The following is a 17,960-nucleotide window of genomic DNA, read 5'->3' as shown; positions in this document are numbered from 1 at the left end:
ATTCTTGTCGGGGCAACGCGGAACCACGCGGCCCCTATGGTGCGTCTGGGGGCGGCGGGAGCACGGGGATGCATTTCTGCTCGGTGGCCACGGCGCTGAAGGCTTGCGTCGCGGGGTAGGCGTAGCCGAACAGGATGCACATCTCGTTGTCCCCGATGCCCTCGTGGATGAACTTGTCGTAGGTGTTCTTCCAGGTGCAGCCGAAGCGGACGCCGTCCCCCTGGCCCAGATCCACGGCCGGATCGAAGCTGTAGATGTCGCTGGCCTCGTCGAAGCCGCGGTCGTCCAGGAACGCCTCGCCGTCTCGGCTGCCGCCCACGTAGCTCACGGTGAAGCGATCCCCCAGGGCGTGCATGTGGGGCATGGCGTCCACGATCTTCATCTGCTCGTAGAGCCAGCACTCGGTGCTGATGGTGTGCTCGCTCTTGGGCGGGATCTCGAAATCCGTCAGAGCCCAGGCGAAGGGCGCCAGCTCATCCACCACGTCCGCCTCGGGAATCGTGTACCAGTGGTACTGGGGAGATACGGTGACCGGCTGGCTCGTGGTGTTCAGGTAGTGCATGCGGGCCACGATCTCGTAGCCGTCCTTCACGCGGTACGCCTTGCCGTCGGGAAAGCGATGCCACTCGCTACCCACTAGCTGCGTGGAGGAGCCGAACAAGACCGCGCCGCCGCTCAAGATGTCGTCCGCCTCGCCCCCGGCGATGCTGCCGTTGGGGTCGTTCGTGCAATCGCGAATGCCCTCTCCGGTCTTCTTGCGGGTGGTGATGTTGCCGTGGTGCAGGCCTTCCCCCGTGATCAGCTGAGCGGCGGCCACGAAGTGGCTGGGGCCCTGGACCTCGAGGGGGAAAATCCAACAGGGCTCGAGCTCCTCCCCGGGCGCCAGCGTGGTTTCCGGCAGCTGGATCGAAAATCCGCCCACGGCGTTCTCTGGCGCGCTCTGCTCCGGGAGCTTGCCGCCCGCACCGGCAGCCCCCGCACCGTTGCTCTTTGGTGCGGCGCTCTCCCCACAGCCGGCCAGCACCAGCAGGGCGAACAGGATTGTGATGGTGCGACTCGACATGACCCCTCTCGTTCTCTGCATTCTGTATTTGCAGAACGAGGGTACGTGAGGGGCCGCGGCCGCGCAACCGCGCCAGGCGATGGACAAAAAAAATCCGGGGCGATTCGGTCACCCGAATCGCCCCGGAGGAAGGTCACTGTTGTCGGTGGTGGGCGTCTGCCCCGAGCATTTCTGCTTTGCTATTCACCGACCTCCACACTCGACGTTTGCAAACGCCCGAGGTGGCATCGTCATCTCAATGTGAGCTCCCGAAATCCGGACCCGCGCAGTTCGCGCTGGCTTGACCCGGTTCGGATGGCAGAGTCGTTAGCTCGTGCCAGCTTCGGCGAAGAACGTCGGCGGCGAGCCCTGGCGAGACTGCGTTTCCGCAGCCGCGGGCTTCTGACCCCCCGCGTCTACTCGACTGGAGGAGCCTTGACCGTCGAAGCGCCCAGCCTCTGACGTTCTGTGTCGCCCCTCGGGCACCGTTGACGCCGCTTCAATCGACGCCACCGGCTGGAGAACCCCGACGTGACCGCTTGCGCGATTCGTTTCGGACTTCACGTTGACCCGGTTGGCCAGGACCACGCTTGCGCTGAACGGTTTAAGAGCAACGCCGCTCGTGATCCAGAACGCCTTCGACCGTACTCACGGAACCCTACGAGTCTCTCATCGTAGGTCGACGCTCGCCACTTGGTGATTCACGCAAGGGACGAGCTTCGCACACCCGTTCGCTCGACTTGGTCCGCGACAGCTCACCAAAGCTGCCTCGGCTCCCATCGGGCTAGACCGCGTTTGCACGTGCCTTTCGGCGCCATGCGTCCCGCGACCAAAGATGCGTCCGGTCGATCTGTGCAACTCACATTTCAAAGATGAGCACCCTTCACTTGGCGTGGTCCCAGGCGGTGACCCGTCTGGGGAGCGCTCGAGTTCACGGCTACGAGCACTCGCTTCAGCCGGCTTTGTTTACTCCGCCGAACCCCACCTCGGTGTATTCGACCGAGATGAGCGGCGTGAGAGCCAGCCCCTGACGTCTCCGTCATCGTCGGCTCCTCCCGAGGGCTCTCCCCTCGAAAGTCGACCGACGACCAAGACCGCTGCCACCCAAAGCCCCGTGAAGGACTCCGGGATTTCACGACCCGAGACGCCTGCCATCGGTAAGGAGACCTCCTCGGCCCCTTTGCTGATCTCGTGTGGGATCCCACGGACGATTCAGCGCTCGATGCCGTTTCGATCCCGGTGGGCCGAAGCCCTCCGGTTTCTAGGTCCTGCCACTCCCCTCAGCCGCAACCGAGGATCGTGTCCGAACCGGACACCGCTTACCGACTTTTGCTTCCAAACACCAAGTGCGGGCACAACCACGAACAACTGCTCCCCACGCGAGACCGCGCTTTCACGCTTCCCGCTTGCCCACCAGGACCGAAGCCCCGTGAGCTGTGGGCGGCGCGGTACCAGAGTTACCCCTGGCTGACCCCCGAAGGGCCGACCGCACCGGCCGGAGAAAGCCGAGACAGCTTGCGTGCTGCGACGCAGAGGCCGACTCGTACCGTCTCCGAACACCTCCCTGTCGCCGAAATTCTGCTGTACCGAGCCTGAAGATTGGATGCCCAGCAGCCAGATTTCCGGCCAAGGCCCCCGATCCTGCCGTCCTCGCGAAAGGAGCGACAGTGACGAGAGCCGAGGTGTCTGACGACTCCAGAGAACCCCGACGGAGGCGCAATCTCCGCGGAGTCGGGATGTCCTGTTGCCCCCACCCGCGCTCACGCGCTGTTTTTGTGGTGGGGAGGACGATCCGCACGCCTTTTTACGCACGGTGAGCTTGGGTGGCTTTGGTGAGCCGCTCGAAAAACGGGTTTTCGAGCCTGCCCAGCTCTGTCCGGCGGTGGCTGCCGTTTGTCCGGTTGGCTTGCGGCCAGACCGAAAAACCAGCGCGCCACGGCGCCTCTGAGGTTGTCAACGAACCAGGTGCTCGCTGGCGGATGTGCCGCGAACTTCCGAGGACATATATGCCTCCACTCCCCCCTTCGTCGCAACACAAAAGTGCTTTTCAGATGCGATTTACTTATCCACAGGTTGTTCGCAGGTTCGGCTCCGGAGCGCGGGGCGCGAGGTTCCGCGGCGAACCGACATGATATCTAACATTTTGATATCATTAACTTAATTCTTGTAGACGGGCTCCGCCATAGCGACCTTTCGTAGGCTCCGAATCGCACCATTTATCTTTGAAAATGGCATTTGATAGATCCGATAAATGTTGTTTGATTATATCTATTGCTTGAGAAGACTGTCACACGAACGTCCCTGATTTTTCCCCGAGGCAGCTCGCCACAGCGCGGAAATCCTCAAGGGCCGGACGGGAGAACCGTCCATCGAGGCATGACCCCCTCGGCCCTCAATCTGATTGCTGCGGATCCCGCACCTCAGAGCACATCGTCCCACTCGGGTTTGGCCCCCGCCACTTTGCCCCCGGATCCGCGCTCGGAACGGCTCGCCGAGGGCTCCCGCGGCTCCGTGCTGGTGGTGGATGACGACGCCATGGTCCGTCGCAGCATGGCGCGGCTCCTGGCGCAGCGAGGCTACGACGTGACAACCGCCCCGGATGGCGCCGACGCCATTCTGCAGATCTCGAAGGAGCCGGTCGACGTCATCGTCAGCGACATCGCGATGCCCGGGATGGACGGCATCCAGCTGCTGCGCGAGGTGCGAGAGCACGACCTATTGGTCCCGGTGGTGCTCATCACCGGCGAGCCGGCGGTATCTACCGCGGTGGCGGCGCTGCAGTACGGCGCCTTCCACTACCTCACCAAGCCCGCCGCGCCGGACGAAGTGGATCGCATCGTGGAACGCGGGGTGCGCCTACATCGCATGGCGCGCGTCAAGCAACAGGCGGCGGATCTGCTCGGCCTGGATGGCGCTCGGGCCGCGGATCGCGCGGGGCTCGAGGCTAGCTACGACCGCGCCCTGTCCACGCTGTGGATCGCGTTCCAGCCCATCCTCTCGCTGTCCTCGCGTCGCGTCTTCGGACACGAGGCCCTGCTGCGCAGCAAGGAGCCCAGCCTGCCGCACCCCGGCGCCGTGATCGATGCGGCACAGCGCCTGGAGCGCTTGCCGGAGCTCGGGCGGACCATTCGCGACCGCGCCGCAAGCACCGTGGCGAGCGCTCCGGAGTCCGGCAATCTGTTCGTGAACCTCCACGTCCATGACCTGCTCGACCCGGCGTTGTTCTTGCCGGACGCGCCCCTGTCCAAGCTCGCGAGCCGTGTGATTCTCGAGATCACCGAGCGCTCCAGCTTGGAAGAGGTGCGCGACGTCCGAAGCCGCGTCGCGGCCCTCAGAGAGATGGGATTTCGCATCGCCGTCGACGATCTGGGTGCCGGCTACGCCGGCTTGACCAGCTTCGCGCAGCTCGAGCCCGAGGTCGTGAAGCTCGACATGAGCTTGGTGCGGGACGTTCACATCAGTAGCACCAAGCAAAAGGTCATTCGTTCGATGACCTCGCTATGCCGCGACATGGACATGCTGGTGGTGGCAGAAGGCGTTGAAACGCGGGAGGAGCGCGACGCCCTGGTGGAGCTCGGCTGCGACCTGTTCCAAGGCTATCTGTTCGCCAAACCCGGCCCCGCCTTCCCGCTCGTCGCTTGGTGAACCGTGGCCAATGAACCCACTCGCTCGCTGCCGCCCGGCTACTACCGGGTAGCTACGCTCCCCAAGCGGGAAGCGAGTGGCCAACAGCCCGCCATCACTCGACCGGAAATGCCGGCGGTGCGGCCGCCCACCCGGCCGTCGCTCCGACCGGTGGTGGACGACTGGGACGAAGACACCGACGTTCAACGGCTGTCCACGCTGGGTGTTCCGCTGGACGAGGGGTCGGCGGAGGATCACGCGGTTCTGGTGCGCACGGATGGCGCCCACGCGGGGGAGGTGTTCAGCATCGGCCGCGGCGGCGCCACCATCGGGCGCCACGCTGACAGCGAGGTGTGCGTTCACGACGCCGGAGTGAGCCGACACCACGCCCGCATTTTGCCCACGGCAGCTGGCTACCTGCTCGAGGATCTGGGGTCGCGAAACGGCGTCTTCGTTCGAGCCAAACGCGTGGAGCGTCACATGCTGCACGACGGCGACACGGTGCACGTGGGGCCTCGGGTGGGCTTTCGCTTCGCGGTCGTGACGGCGGAGCACGAAGATCTGCTCCGACAGCTCTATCGATCGAGCACTCGAGACGCCCTCACCATGGCCTACAACCGGCGTCACTTCGACGAGCGCCTGCAGGCGGAGATCGCCTATGCGCTGCGGCACCAGAGCGCGGTCAGCGTGATCCTGTTCGACATCGACTTCTTCAAGAAGGTGAACGACAGCTTCGGCCACCCCGCCGGGGATGCCGTGCTGCGCCACGTCGCCAAGACGGCAATGGGGCAGCTGCGCACCGAGGACGTGTTCGCGCGCTACGGTGGCGAGGAGTTCGCGGTGCTCCTGCGCGGAATCGACCGAGCCGGCGCTGCGCGGGCCGCGGAGCGCATCCGGGCGACCGTTCAGGTGATCCCGGCGGTGTACGGCCGGCAGCCCATCGGCGTGACCCTCAGCGGTGGCTGCGCCACCTTGGCGGAGTGCGACCCGAGGACCGGAGAAGAGCTGATGGGCCGCGCCGACGACCGCCTATATCGTGCGAAAGAGGGCGGTCGAAACCGCATCGTGGCCTTCGACTGAACGACGGCCCTGGTCCCACGGCCCGGATCTCTGGTACATCGTTTCGCCGAGGAGACTGCCGTGGCGCTGGACATCGAATCGCTGAAGAAGGAACGGGACACGCTGAAGGACTCGCTCCGGGAGCTGGAAGCCGATCAGCGCAAGCTGGAAGCGGATCTGAAGCTCCTACGTCAACGCGAGATCCAGACGAAACGCGAGATCGAAGCGTTGTCGACGCTCATCGACATCCACGACGCTCCCAAGAAGGACTGACTCAGCCCGCGTCGTCGGCGCTCTGCGCGGCCGGCGCCGTGGCCGCCAGGTAGCCGTCCGTGATGCGCGGGCCGCTCGGGCGCGCGCGGTCCCCCTCCGGACCGTAGCCGTCGACCACTCGCGCCATGCTCTCCGTGGGCTGCGGCTCGGGCAGCTTGCGCGCCGCTCCGGGGGCGGCCACCTGGTCCACGAACAACGTCTGTGTGGGGAACGCAAACTCCACGCCCAGGTCCTTCGCCAGGCGCATGATCTCGAGATACACGTTGTGGCGCTCCCGGAGCTCCATGGACCACGAGTCCACCGCAAAGAAGAAGTACAGCATCACGTCCAGAGAGTGCGCTCCGAAGCCGGACATGTGCACCTCGTAGTAGTCTTTGCGAGTGTGCGGATTGGCCACGATGATGGCGCGTACGCCCTCCACGAAGGCCTGCATCTGCTCCGGCGTGGTGTCGTAGGTCAGGTTCAGGGTGACGAAGGTGCGGCGGTACTGACGCGCACCGTAGTTGTCGATCTTGGCCTCCATGAAGCGCGCGTTCGGCAGCGTGATCACGGAATTGTAGAAGGTGCGGATGCGCGTCGAGCGGAAGCCGACTTCCTCGATGATGCCCTCGGCGCCGTCGACCACCACCCAATCCCCGATCTGGAACGGCCGGTCGACGAAGATCATCACGCTGCCGAAGAAGTTCGCGATGGTGTCCTTGGCGGCCAGGGCTACGGCCAAGCCGCCGATGCCCAGGCCCGCCAGGAGTGACGCGACGTTGACGTTCAGGTTCTGCAGAACGAACAACACGCCCGCGACCACGGTGAAGACCTTCAGGAACTTGCGGATCAGCGGCACCAGCTGGTCGTCCAGCTTGGATTCCGTGGCCGCCGCCTTTTGCGCCATGCGCTCCGCGAACACGTCCACCAGGCGATAGGCGGCCCACACGATGGACACCGCCACCAGCACGCGCACGGCCACGCTCATCGCCAGGGCCGCCGTCAGCGGCAGCCTGAGCTCCGGATAGGTCACCCGCAAGAGCAGCGCCATCAAGAGCGTGGCGCCGGGAGACGCGAACACGTCCACCAAGCGCGACGCCCAGAGCTGGCCGTGCTTCTCCACCAGATCCTTCACGCGGCGCTGCACCACGAACTGGATCGTGCGCCGCAGCACCAATCCCACGAGCAGCACCATCAGGAGCGCCAGGTACTGCCAGGTCTGCACCCCCAGCACCGAGCCGCGCAGCCAGTCCGGTAGCTTCTCTATGGTGCTGTCGCCCAGCAGGGACGACGAATCCTCGAACAGCTCGTCGATGCGATCCAGCGAAGCGCGAGTCCACACCCACTTCTTGCCGTGCAGCTCGAGGGCCACGTCCGGTAGGCCCGAGTGAGGAACGACGACGGCCTTGCCGCTGACCGGATCGCGGTAGCCGGCCTCGTCGCTGATGTCCTCCATGTTCACGTACAGGGCGCGGCCGTCGTAAACCGCCTTCAGGTGCTTGGCCGATTCCTTGAGCGCATGCGGCGTGCGCCCCGCCGGATCCAGGCACATCGTCGCCTTGGCCAGATCGTGGCTCTCGGGCTGTTGCCACGCGAACACCGAGTCCGTCGCCCTCCGGGGCGTGGAGCAATCCTCCGGGGGCGCCGCGAAGGCGCTGGTCGCCGAGAGCCACACCACGGCCCAGCACAAGAACATGTAGAGTCTGCGGACGTTCACGTCGTACCTCCCGTCGTCGCGGACCCGCGAGGGGCGCGGACCCTGTTAACAGGAAGCTCGGACGATCGAAACCCTCACAGCTTGGTGCCGGAGAGCTTCAGGACGCGCTTGAAGTGCACCGCGCTCACCGGCACGACGGAGATGCGCGAGCGCTTGATGAGGGCCATCTCCGCGAATGCGGGGTCCGCCTTGAGCTGCGCCAGGGTGACGGGCTCGGCCAGCGCCTTGACCGGAGCCAGGTCGACGACGCTCCAGTCCCCGTCCGTGGCCGTGGCATCGGGATACGCGGTGCGCACCACCTTTGCCACGCCCACGATCTCCTTGCCCTCGTTCGAGTGGTAGTAGAGAACCAGATCGCCCTTTTTCATGGCGCGCAGGTTGTTGCGGGCCTCGAAGTTCCGCACGCCGTCCCACACGGTCTTCCTGTCCCGCACCAAGTCCGCGAAGGCGTACTTGTAGGGCTCGCTCTTCACCAGGAAGTGGGCCATCACTCCGCGCTGGCGTCCTCAGGTCCGGCATCTCCGGCGCTGCCACCGGTACCGCCCGTGCCACCGCTGCCACCGGTTCCGGCGCTGCCACCGGTCCCGCCATCCGGCGGGCAACCCGGCAGCGGGGTGACGTCCACCGGCGTGCGGCTGAAGCTCGCTTGCTCCGCGCGAAAGCCGATGCCAATGCTGAGGGCGTCGCAGTTCGCTTCCGGACTGACGGAGCCGTTGGCCAGCACGTCCGCGCCGGTGGTCAGGAACAGGTTGATACCGCTGAACAGCGGGTGGCCGTCGCAAACGCCGATCTGCTGGAAGCTGTCGACCATGTCGGTCACCTTCGACCGCCCCGCGATGGTGCCGTCCTCGATCGCCCAGGCACCGTCTTGCTGTTCGATACGACCCGTGAACACGCCGGCCTGGATCTTCAGTGGGAACGCGCGCGCGGCCGACTCTCCCGGGAACCAGAACAGCGCGTCCGCCGGCAGCTGGCCGACGACGTAGCCGTCACGCACGTAGGCGCTGGGGTCGTTCAGGACCGCCGCGGGGAGGTCCCCGGTGGCCGGAATGCTGCCTTCGAAGGACTTCGTTTGGATGGTCCACTTGCTGTCGGCGGTCCAGCACTCGTTGGCCTTCCAGGCGCCCTCGGCGGTGTTCAGGTTGCAGGCCCAGCCCGGCTTGGTCTCGATGCCGGGCGAGGGATACAGGTCGATGCGAACGTTCGAGTCGTTCGCCTGGCCGTTGTAGTCGGAGATCTTGATCAGAAAGTTGTAGTCGCCGCGACACAGGGCACAGTTGAAGCCGTCATTGCTGAGGCCGAAGTCCTTGCCCCCGCCGAGACCCACGGCCTCCCCCTCGAGCTTGCCAAAGCTGTTGTCGCGACAGTAGCGGCCGTCGGGAGGCACCGCACCCTGGGTCTTGCAGGCGAAATTGAGGCCGGGATCCTCCGGACAGGTCTCCGACCCGGTACACAGGCCGTCCAGATCGAAGCCGAGATCCATCCACGCGCCCGGGGTCTTCTCTTGGTTGCGATCCAGGGAGCCAAGGGCCATCGAGCGGACGGCGAAATAGAGCGGATCGATCTTGTCGCTGCCGGTGTTCTTCGGGCGCTGATCCGCGGTGGGAACGCCCGCGCTGATGCACCCGTTCGCCTTCTTGGAAGACCACCAACCCACGCCGCTGCCCCACAGATCCTTGGGAACGTCGCCCGCAGCCTGCTTCTCGAGCAGCGACTCGTCGTACACCTTGCAGGCGTGAGCGCTCACCACCACGCCCGCGGCAGCGGCGAGCAAGAGTCCCCAAGCACGTCGGCTCATCGTCCAGGAGGATAGCGCAAATCGAGCCGTGGGATTCAATCCCCCGCTTTCATGGGCAGGTCGAGGACCACGGGGCAATGGTCGGACAGCGCGTTCTCGGCGGCGGGCCGCTCGCGAGACTCGAAGCGACAGCTCGAATCCGCGCAAAAGCCACTGACTCGGCTCTTGGCGCCGGAAAACCGCAGGCTCCGGCTCAGCAGGAAGTGGTCGAGGAGGGTTCCGCGCGAACCGTAGGCTTCCGAGCACGGAGCATCCGCCGGCACGCGCGTCAGCGTCGTCAGCGCCGCGTCCAGGGCCGAAAGCTCCTCTGGCGACGACACCGACGGAGAGCAGCGGCGACAGCCCATGGTGTTGAAGTCCCCGGCAATCACCACGTCCTGGTCGCTTTGCTCCAGCGTCGCGAGCGCTGCGCCGAGGCCGTCCCAGGACCTCTTGCGGAGCTCGAGATCCCGGCTCTTCGTCCCGCTCTTCAGGTGCAACGACACGAACTGAAAATCGAAGTCCGGGGACACCCGTAGGTGGAGGCCGACGCCCGGCCGGAGCATGTCCTTGCAGGGCTCGCCGTGCGGATTGATCGACGGCAGCATCACCAGCGGCCCCGCCCGGACCCGCTTCGCGTTCCAAAGAAACCCCACGTGCTGCGCGGAAGTGATCTCGCACTCGTCCAGCGCGAGCTTCCACTCGCCGCCGCTCAGGCGGGAGAGCTCCCGCAGCAGGGCCGCGCTCGCCTCCTGGGCGCGCTTCGTGCGCTTGATCTCCTGCACTGCGACCGCGTCCGCGTCGAGCCACGTGATGGCACAGGCGAGCCACTCGACGTCCGTGCCGGGGCCTTTCGGCCGCTTCCCGGGACGCCCATCCGGAAACCACTCCACGTTCCAGGTCGCCAGCCGGGTGCCGGGCCGCGCTCGGCGCAGGCGCTCGCCCGCCTCGACACGGCGCAAGCACTCCCCTCGGGAAGCGAACACGGACCCCACCGCGGCCAGCGCCGAGGGCGACCGGGCCCGGCTGGGTGCCGCTCGCGGCGGCGCGTCTTCGCTGGGGGCCGCCCGCGAGGCGCGGTCGCGGCAGGCCGCCGCGACCAACACCACGAAAAGGAGAAGAAGGCGCCAGCGCACGTGGGCGAGTCTTGTCACGATCGAAGCGAAAATGGCAAGCCAAGGCCATGACCGGAGTCGACCTCGCGCACGCCGACGGCATCGCCACGATGACGATCGAGAACCCGCCGGTGAACGCCCTCGCTCAGAGCGTCGTCGCCGAGCTCCTGGCACGACTCCAGGAAGCCGAAGCCGACCCCTCGGTCGCCGCGGTCGTGGTGCGCGGCGCCGGGAGCACGTTCGTGGCGGGAGCCGACATCACTCGCCTCGAGCGCATCGCCCGCGGCGAAGCGCCCATCGCCGCCTCGCCGATCTTGGGTGACGTACTGGACGCCATCGAGCAATCGCCAAAGCCCGTCGTCGCCGCCATCGACGGCTACGCCCTGGGCGGCGGCCTGGAGCTGGCCATGGCCTGCGCGGCGCGCGTCGCCACGCCCAGCGCGCGCTTGGGTCTGCCGGAGCTCCGCCTCGGCTTGATCCCCGGCGCCGGAGGTACTCAGCGGCTGCCGCGCTTGGTGGGCGTGGAGCGCGCGCTCACCATGATGCTGTCGAGCAAGGAGCTCTCCGGCGGCAGCGCGCCCGGGCTGATCGACGAAGTCGCCAACGCGACGGAGCTTCTCCAGCGGGCACGGAGCCTCGCTCACGCGATCGCCAGCGGCAGGACCCCCTGGCGCCGCACGCTCCAGCGGGCCGAGCTCGTGGCCGACGTCGCCGCCGCCCACAGCGCCCTTGCCAAGGCCAAGAGCGGCCTCAAGACCCGCAACGTGAGCTACCCCGACGCCTGTCTCGAAGCCGTGCGGGTCGGCATCGAGCAGGGCGCCGCACGGGGCCTCGTCCGTGAGCGCGAGCTGTTCCGAGAGCTCCTCGGCTCCCCAGCCGCGCGCGGTCTGATCCACGTGTTCTTCGCCGAGCGGCAGGTCGCCAAGGTCCCTGGCGTCACCGATCGCGCGTCGTCGCCGCGCCGGGCGGAGCACGTGGGCGTGATCGGTGGCGGCACCATGGGCTCCGGCATCGCGACGGCGCTGCTCGCCGCCGGCGTCTCCGTGAGCCTGCTGGAGGTGGACGCCGCCCGCGGGGAGGCCGCGCGCGAACGCGTCACCCAGAACCTGCAGCGGCAGGTCGAACGCGGGCGTCTCGACGAGAGCGCCGCACGAAAGCAGCTGAGTCAGCTGACCACGCATACGGAGCTCGAGGCGCTGGCTTCTAGTCAGATCGTCATCGAGGCTGCGAGCGAGGACCCGGAGCTCAAGAAGACGCTCTTCTCTCGCCTCGACCCGCTGCTCTCGCCGACGGCGCTGTTGTGCAGCAACACGTCCACGATCGACATCCGCGAGTTGGCCGGCGCCACGCAGCACGCCGATCGCGTCGTCGGCTTGCACTTCTTCAGCCCTGCGCACGTGATGAAATTGGTGGAGGTGGTGCGCACGAGCGAGACCTCGAGCGCGGCCGTGGTCGACGCCCTGGGCCTGGTGAAGAGGCTCCGAAAGACGCCCGTGGTGGTGACGAGCGGTCCGGGTTTCCTGGTCAATCGCGTGTTTTCCCGCTACTCCCGCGCCGCGGGGTTCCTGGTGGATCACGGCGTCGATCCCTATCGCATCGACGACGCACTGTTCGCCTTCGGCATGCCCATGGGCCCGTGCCGCATGAGCGATCTGGCCGGCATCGACGTGGGTATCGCGGCCGGTGCCATCCTCGACGCCGCGCACCCGGATCGCAGCTACCGCTCCGCCCTCCGCAAGCTCCTGGCCGAGGCCGGCCGCCTCGGTGAAAAGACGGGCGCCGGACACTATCGCTACGTCGCCGGCAAGGCCGAACGGGATCCGGAGCTCGCGAGCTTCGTGCAGCGCGCGCGGGAAGCTGCCGGAAACCCCGAGCCCATCGACGTGACGGACGAAGAGATCGTGGAGCTGACGCTGTTTGGCGTGGTGGACGAAGCGTGCCGCGCTCTCGACGAAGGCGTGGTGCTCCGCGCCGGAGACGTGGATGTCGCTTCCATCTTGGGCATGGGTTTTCCGGCGTACCGCGGGGGGCCGATGCAGTGGGCCGAGGGTCTGGGCGCGGCGTACGTGCGCGAGTCCCTCGCGAGCTACGCCCAGCGCTTCGGGCTGGGACTGTTCGCGCCGAGCGAGGGGCTCTCGCGACGGGCCGAGACGGGCAGCGTCTTGTCCTGAGGTTCCGCGGCGAACCAACAAGCAGCCGCAGCAGGATGTCGGTCCGCCGCGGAAAAAGCCCGGACGCTCAGCCCTCGGCGGAAGAGGACTCGAGCACGACCTTGGCCTCGAAACGCAAGCCGGAGGCGTGGACGAAATAGGCCCGCCCCGGCGTGGACGGCCCCGGCGGATCGAAGCCGAGGCTCACCGTGTCTCGCGGATTGTCGTAGTCCTCGGCTTCGGCGCCACGACTGAGGCGGACCTCGATGCGGAACACCTCCTTGCCGGCGGACAGGCCCGACGCCAGAGCGAAGCGCCCGGTGCGCAGCAAGAGCACGGTGCGATCCACGAGGTGCCGGAGCGCCGGCGCGAGCTCGTCCTTGCCCGTGTTGGTGGCGCGGATCCGTCCGTCGGCGTCGAGCTCGATCTCGAGCCGCGCGCTGCCCACGAGTCCAATGGGCTGCTCGTCCCAGAACGGATCGCGATTGGTGGCCGCAGTGACGGCGCGGGTGAACGCCTTGGCCAGACGGCGCACGCCGGGCGGCAAGCCTTCGGCACCGTAGCGCGCGCCGCCATCCCCGGAGCCCGTCGCCGCGGTGGATGGCTGCGTGCTGCCTGCATCGGCTCCGGCGGACGCCATCGGCTTCGGCTTGGACGCGCGGGTGCTGGGCTTCACGTCCGGCTCCGCGTTGGGTGCCGGCTCCGCTGGCGGCTTCGGCTTCGTCGTGGGCGCCAGCTTCGGCTTCACCGATGGCTCCACTTTGGGTTGGGGCTCGGTTTTCGGTTGGGGCTCCGCCTTCGGCTCCGGCTCGGGTGGGGTCGGCTCCACACGCTTGGAAGCAGCGCCGCGTCGGGTCACCTCGTCCACCTCGAAGGTGTCCCCGCCCCAGCTCTCCGGCAGCTCCACCGCTCGCTGCACCCGAGCGCTGGAGGCGGGGCGCAGGGCCATGGCGCCCAGGGCTGCGGCGTGGAGCAGCAAGGAAGCCACCAGGGCCAGACGCAACTTGCGGTGATTCATGGGCGCATGGACTGCGACACCAGCCGAGAGGACGGAGTTCCGAGCGCCGGAATCGGCTAGGCTGAGGGGGCGTTTGTCTCCCAGAACCGTGAAATCCTTCCACGTTTTCAGTCTCGGCGCTCTGCTGCTGGTCTCCGGCTGCGATCGCGATGCCCCCAAAGGGCCCGCTGCGAGCGCGACCCCGGCCCCCAGCCCGGCCCCGGCGGCTCCCGCACCAAAGGCCAGCGCGACGCCGCCCGTGGGGCTCTCGCGCAGCGAGCTGTCCCAGCTGTTCCGCCAGCTCTCGGAGCCCGACCGGGAGTTCTTCAGTGACAACCTGATCTCGAACGAGACCAGCTACCTGCAAGTGGCGGACGCGATGGCGAAGCTGCCCCACCGCCGCGGCGCCTACCTCGGCGTAGGGCCCGAGCAGAACTTCACCTACATTGCGCTGCTCCGGCCCGAGCTTTCGTTCATCGTGGACATCCGGCGCGACAACGCCATCGAGCAGCTGCTGTACAAGGCGCTGTTCGAGATGGCTTCGTCCCGCACGGAGTTTCTCGCGCTGCTCACAGGGCGTCGCTACGAAGCCAAGGCGGACCCCGGAGCCAGCGCTCCCCTCGACGAGATCCTGAAGACGGTGCGCGGCATGCCTCACGACGCGCAGGATCTCGACGCCGCCCACGACGGCGTGAAGCGACGGCTGCGCACCTTCGGCGTCGCCTTGAGCGGCAAGGACGAGAAGTCCTTGGAGCGCATCCATCGTGCGTTCTTCGACGGTGGCGTGGACATTCGCTTCGAGCTCAAGGAAAAGAACGGCCGCACGTATCCGACGTTGGCGGAGCTCCTCTCGGAGAAGTCTCCCGCGGGCAAGGCCCTCGGCTTTCTGGCCTCGGAGAGCGCGTTTCGCAGCGTACAGACGCTGCAGAAGGAAAACCGGATCATCCCGGTGGTGGGCGACTTTGCCGGAGAGCACGCGCTGCAGGCCATCGGCCAGGAGCTCGCCAAGCGGGACCTGCCGGTGCTCGCCTTCTACGTCTCCAACGTGGAGCAGTACGTGATGGAGCCGCCGCAGTGGAAAGCGTGGGTGAAGAACGTGGATGCTCTGCCGAGCAACGAGCACAGCTTCTTCATCCGCGCCTACTTGGACCAGGGTCGGCGCCATCCCCTGCAGATGCCCGGGCACCGCACCGCCACGGTGATGACCAGCTTCGACCACTTCAAGTGGCGCCAGCGCGTCCGCGGGTACGGCAGCTTCTGGCAGGTGGCGACCGACGGAATCGGCGACGCCGGGCCCGGTCAGGGCGCGCCGTAGGGCGTGCCGGCCAGCGCCTCGCTCACCGCCCGGAGCTCGTCGGCGTTCTCCAGGAACACGAGCTGGCGTGCCAGCTGCTCCTTGGCGCGGGGCGTTGCGGCGTTCAAGAGGCCGCCACCCTCGGCCACGATCATCTGCTCTGCGCCGCCTTCGCGCAGGAGCTCGGCCACGCGCACGCCGTCGGAAACGATCTTTCTCGCCTGCTCGGTGCGTTCCACGGCGGTGCGCAGCGTGGAGCTCAGACCCGCGGTCCCCGGCACCATGCTGACCGCCATCTGCAGATAGCTCAGGTAGTCCCCTTCGCCGCGCCAGATGCGGAGCACCTGGCGATAGATGGCCGAGGTCGGCAGTCCCGTCATTTGATCGAGCACCACCAAGAGCTGGCCGATCACGTCCTCCCGCTCCCGCTGCGCCTGCAGGAAGCGCTGATACTCGGGACTCGCCGTGATGCGCTTCCTGAGCGCTTGGGCCCGGAGCAGGGCCGCCGCGCGGTCGTCCTCCGACGGATAGTCCGTGGAGCGGGCGCGCCCCAAGGCTTCGGCATCTTCCGCCACCGCGAGCAGCACTTTCTTCAGGTTCACCGCCAAGCTGGACGAGCCCGCGTCCGTGGCCCGGGCGACGAGACCCGTGGCCACCATGGAGGACTCGACCTGCGACAGCCGCGTGCGATCCGTCTCCAGACGATCGAGCAGGAGCGCGAGCACATTTTGGTAGTCCGCGCGGCTCACCTGATAGGGCAGCTCGAAGGGGAGCGCGCCGCCGGCCTCGAGCTGATCGAGCTGACGGCACAGCCGAAACTGCTCGAGCTGCCCTTCGTCGATCGCGTGGCGCACGTGACCCGTGGACGAGAGCAGCCGCGTGAGCGCCCAGTCCAAGCGCCGAACCTCGTCGTAGTCCCGCTGGATGTGATCGCGTGCGCGCTTCCACGCGACAGTGGCCGCTTCTCGCTGAGCCGGCGTCATGTCGGCGGTGAAGGTGAGGCGCTCGGGAACGTCCCGCTCGATGTGGAACGCGGCCCCGCCGGGATCGACTCGGACGTAGAACGGCACTTCCCGCTGCTGGAGTCCTTCGAGGGCGGTGACACCGCGCTGAACCAACACCCTGTAGGCCTCGGTGCTGTCCCGTTCAGACTGGTCTTCCACCTCCGCGTAGGCCTGGGCGTAGTGGGTGTAGGCACCGGTCACCCACTTTTGTCCGTACAAGTGAGCGAGGGGTGTCTCGGGGCGACGCCGCTCACAGCCGCCGAAGGCGAGCACGGCGCCCGCAGCGAGGAACTCACGACGACGCAAGGTCACAGCGGTGTGATACCCGAAAGCCCTTGAAAGCGCTCCGCCACGGAACCGGAGCTCACACGAGCGCTGCCGTTCGGGCCGTCGCTGCCGCGGGACCCGCTCTGCCCTTCGTTGCCCTCGCCGCCGTCTGCCCCGGACGGTGCGTTGTTCATGCCGCTGCCGCCACGCCCCGCACGCCCTGCGGGGCCCGCGGGTCCGGGCAACCCTCCGCGCCCGCCGCTGGTGTCGGTGTGGATGGCGGACGACAAGTCGGAGAAGCGCTCGTCCAACACCACCTCGATGGTGCCGCCCGCTCCGCCGCGGCCGCCGTTGCCGCCGTTGCCTCCCGCGGCGCCTCGCCCGCCGTTGCCGGCCGGGTTGCCGCTCCCTCCGCGGCCGCCGTCGCCGCCGCGCCCCCCGGCGCCGCCCGGGCCGCCATCCCCGCCGGTGGCCACCAGGGTCACGCCCGCTTCGGGATGCACCAGCACGAAGTCGGCGTCGTTTCCCTCGATGCGGATCGCGATCAAGCGGTCGTAGAACGGCGTCTTCACGTAGGTCGCGTAGGCCACCAAGCTCGGGCCGGCGCCGCCGTCACCGCCATCGCCACCACTGCCGCCGCTGCGTCCGTCCCCACCCTCCGTGCCCGGAGAGTCCGTCGAACCGCCGCGCCCTTCTTGCCCTGGCGTGCCGTCGGCCCCGGCGGAGCCAGGGTTTCCCGACGCGCCGGCAGAGCCCGCGTGATCGATGCAGCGGTAGTCGGGCTTGTAGCTCGTGTCGAAGCTGAACTTGTCCGGCCTCCGGCGGTACACCGTCGTGAGCTGGAACTCCCGGCCGGCGGTGGCGAGCACGTCGGAGTTCGGAGTGAACCACCCCTCGGCATCGAACTGCCCTTGCTCGCTGTGGAACGCGAAGGCGTCGAAGTCCATCTTCCCATTTCGGCTGCCGGGGCCGTACCAGGTCTCGAGCTTCTTCGGCTGCTTGTCCCCGGCCAGCACCACGTCCGCAAATATCGCCATCTGCACCCGTTCCCGCGGACAAATGGTCTTGTCTTGCTTGCGGATGTCCACGCTCATGGCGCGCACGTCGGCGCCTTCCAGATCCACGGTGTTGCGCCCCGCCAGCGAGCGCAGGACGCCACAGCCGGCAAGCACGACAGGCAACAGCAGCCACGTACGGTTCATTGCCAGCTCTTGTCGCGGACCACCAGCACGGAGCACGGAGCCTGACGCAAGAGCTCCTCGGCCACGGAACCCAGCACCATTCGGCCCATTCCCTTCCGCCCGTGGGTCCCCACGATCAACAAATCCGCCCGAACGCTGCGGGCCGCCCGAGCCAGCTCGTGCGCCGCCGGACCCACGAGCACGTGGCGGTGCACCTCCACGCTCCCGCCGCCGGACGCCTCGTGGCGCGCGACGAGCTCCGCCACCCGCTCCGAAAGCTGCTTCTTGTCGGCGTCCAGGTTGATGCGCGCGCTGGCGTACTCGAGCTTCTTCATCGGATCGTAGCCGTCGAGCACGGAGACGACGTGCAACACGGAGCCCCGCGTCGCCGCCCGCCTCAGGCCCTCGAGCAGGGCGAGCTCACCGTGGGGCGACTCGTCCAAGCCCACCACGATAGCTCCCTGCGCGGACGGAACCATGG

The 17,960-nt window shown here is 67.5% G+C and carries 14 protein-coding genes; 5 read left to right on the top strand and 9 right to left on the bottom strand.

Annotated elements, in window-relative coordinates:
• Positions 1-34 precede the first annotated feature (34 nt).
• The gene (locus tag H6717_03345) at positions 35-1,063 is read right to left on the bottom strand and encodes a hypothetical protein (GenBank protein MCB9576054.1); all 1,029 of its coding nucleotides are present in this window, start codon (positions 1,061-1,063) and stop codon (positions 35-37) included.
• Positions 1,064-3,418: 2,355 nt separating this feature from the next.
• Between H6717_03345 and H6717_03340 the strand changes: the two genes are divergently transcribed.
• From H6717_03340 to H6717_03330, 3 genes are read left to right on the top strand one after another with little or no spacing between them, the layout of a single operon-like run.
• On the top strand, positions 3,419-4,687 hold the full coding sequence (locus H6717_03340) for an EAL domain-containing response regulator (protein ID MCB9576053.1): 1,269 nt from the start codon (positions 3,419-3,421) through the stop codon (positions 4,685-4,687).
• A 3-nt stretch (positions 4,688-4,690) separates the two neighbouring features.
• Entirely contained in the window at positions 4,691-5,746 is a 1,056-nt protein-coding gene (locus H6717_03335) for a GGDEF domain-containing protein (GenBank protein MCB9576052.1), read from the top strand.
• 60 nt (positions 5,747-5,806) lie between these two features.
• Positions 5,807-5,998 (top strand): hypothetical protein, encoded by a 192-nt coding sequence (locus H6717_03330; GenBank protein ID MCB9576051.1) that lies wholly within the window; start codon positions 5,807-5,809, stop codon positions 5,996-5,998.
• Position 5,999: 1 nt separating this feature from the next.
• Here H6717_03330 and H6717_03325 read toward each other — a convergent pair whose 3' ends face one another.
• The 4 genes from H6717_03325 to H6717_03310 all read right to left on the bottom strand — a co-directional run bounded on the left by H6717_03325 (position 6,000) and on the right by H6717_03310 (position 10,625).
• Positions 6,000-7,694: a mechanosensitive ion channel family protein gene (locus H6717_03325; protein MCB9576050.1), complete on the bottom strand. Its 1,695-nt coding sequence runs from the start codon at positions 7,692-7,694 to the stop codon at positions 6,000-6,002.
• Between the two features lie 74 nt (positions 7,695-7,768).
• On the bottom strand, positions 7,769-8,182 hold the full coding sequence (locus H6717_03320; GenBank protein MCB9576049.1) for an EVE domain-containing protein: 414 nt from the start codon (positions 8,180-8,182) through the stop codon (positions 7,769-7,771).
• Entirely contained in the window at positions 8,182-9,492 is a 1,311-nt protein-coding gene (locus H6717_03315; GenBank protein MCB9576048.1) for a hypothetical protein, read from the bottom strand. The genes H6717_03320 and H6717_03315 overlap by 1 nt, the downstream gene beginning before the upstream one ends.
• Before the next feature lie 35 nt (positions 9,493-9,527).
• Complete coding sequence (locus H6717_03310) at positions 9,528-10,625, bottom strand: hypothetical protein (protein ID MCB9576047.1); 1,098 nt, start codon at positions 10,623-10,625, stop codon at positions 9,528-9,530.
• Between the two features lie 29 nt (positions 10,626-10,654).
• On the opposite strand from H6717_03310, the gene H6717_03305 reads away from it, so the two are divergent.
• Positions 10,655-12,757, top strand: a complete 2,103-nt coding sequence (locus tag H6717_03305; protein ID MCB9576046.1) for an enoyl-CoA hydratase/isomerase family protein — start codon at positions 10,655-10,657, stop codon at positions 12,755-12,757.
• A 67-nt stretch (positions 12,758-12,824) separates the two neighbouring features.
• On the opposite strand, the gene H6717_03300 is transcribed toward H6717_03305, so the two are convergent.
• Entirely contained in the window at positions 12,825-13,754 is a 930-nt protein-coding gene (locus tag H6717_03300; protein MCB9576045.1) for a hypothetical protein, read from the bottom strand.
• Positions 13,755-13,842: 88 nt separating this feature from the next.
• Between H6717_03300 and H6717_03295 the strand changes: the two genes are divergently transcribed.
• Positions 13,843-15,048 carry a hypothetical protein gene (locus H6717_03295; GenBank protein MCB9576044.1) on the top strand — a complete coding sequence of 402 codons (1,206 nt, stop codon included), beginning with the start codon at positions 13,843-13,845 and terminating at the stop codon, positions 15,046-15,048.
• On the opposite strand, the gene H6717_03290 is transcribed toward H6717_03295, so the two are convergent.
• From H6717_03290 to H6717_03280, 3 genes are read right to left on the bottom strand one after another with little or no spacing between them, the layout of a single operon-like run.
• Positions 15,033-16,337, bottom strand: a complete 1,305-nt coding sequence (locus tag H6717_03290; protein ID MCB9576043.1) for a hypothetical protein — start codon at positions 16,335-16,337, stop codon at positions 15,033-15,035. The genes H6717_03295 and H6717_03290 overlap by 16 nt on opposite strands.
• A 2-nt stretch (positions 16,338-16,339) precedes the next feature.
• Positions 16,340-17,500, bottom strand: coding sequence for a hypothetical protein (locus tag H6717_03285; protein MCB9576042.1), 1,161 nt, complete (start codon positions 17,498-17,500; stop codon positions 16,340-16,342).
• Positions 17,497-17,958 carry a universal stress protein gene (locus H6717_03280; protein ID MCB9576041.1) on the bottom strand — a complete coding sequence of 154 codons (462 nt, stop codon included), beginning with the start codon at positions 17,956-17,958 and terminating at the stop codon, positions 17,497-17,499. Before H6717_03280 ends, H6717_03285 begins: the two co-directional genes overlap by 4 nt.
• Between the last annotated feature and the right edge of the window lie 2 nt (positions 17,959-17,960).

This window comes from Polyangiaceae bacterium, assembly GCA_020633235.1.
GTDB lineage: Bacteria > Myxococcota_A > Polyangia > Polyangiales > Polyangiaceae > JACKEA01.
The sequence above is the reverse complement of the archived record's forward strand: the minus strand, read 5'-3'. Positions and strand labels throughout refer to the sequence as shown.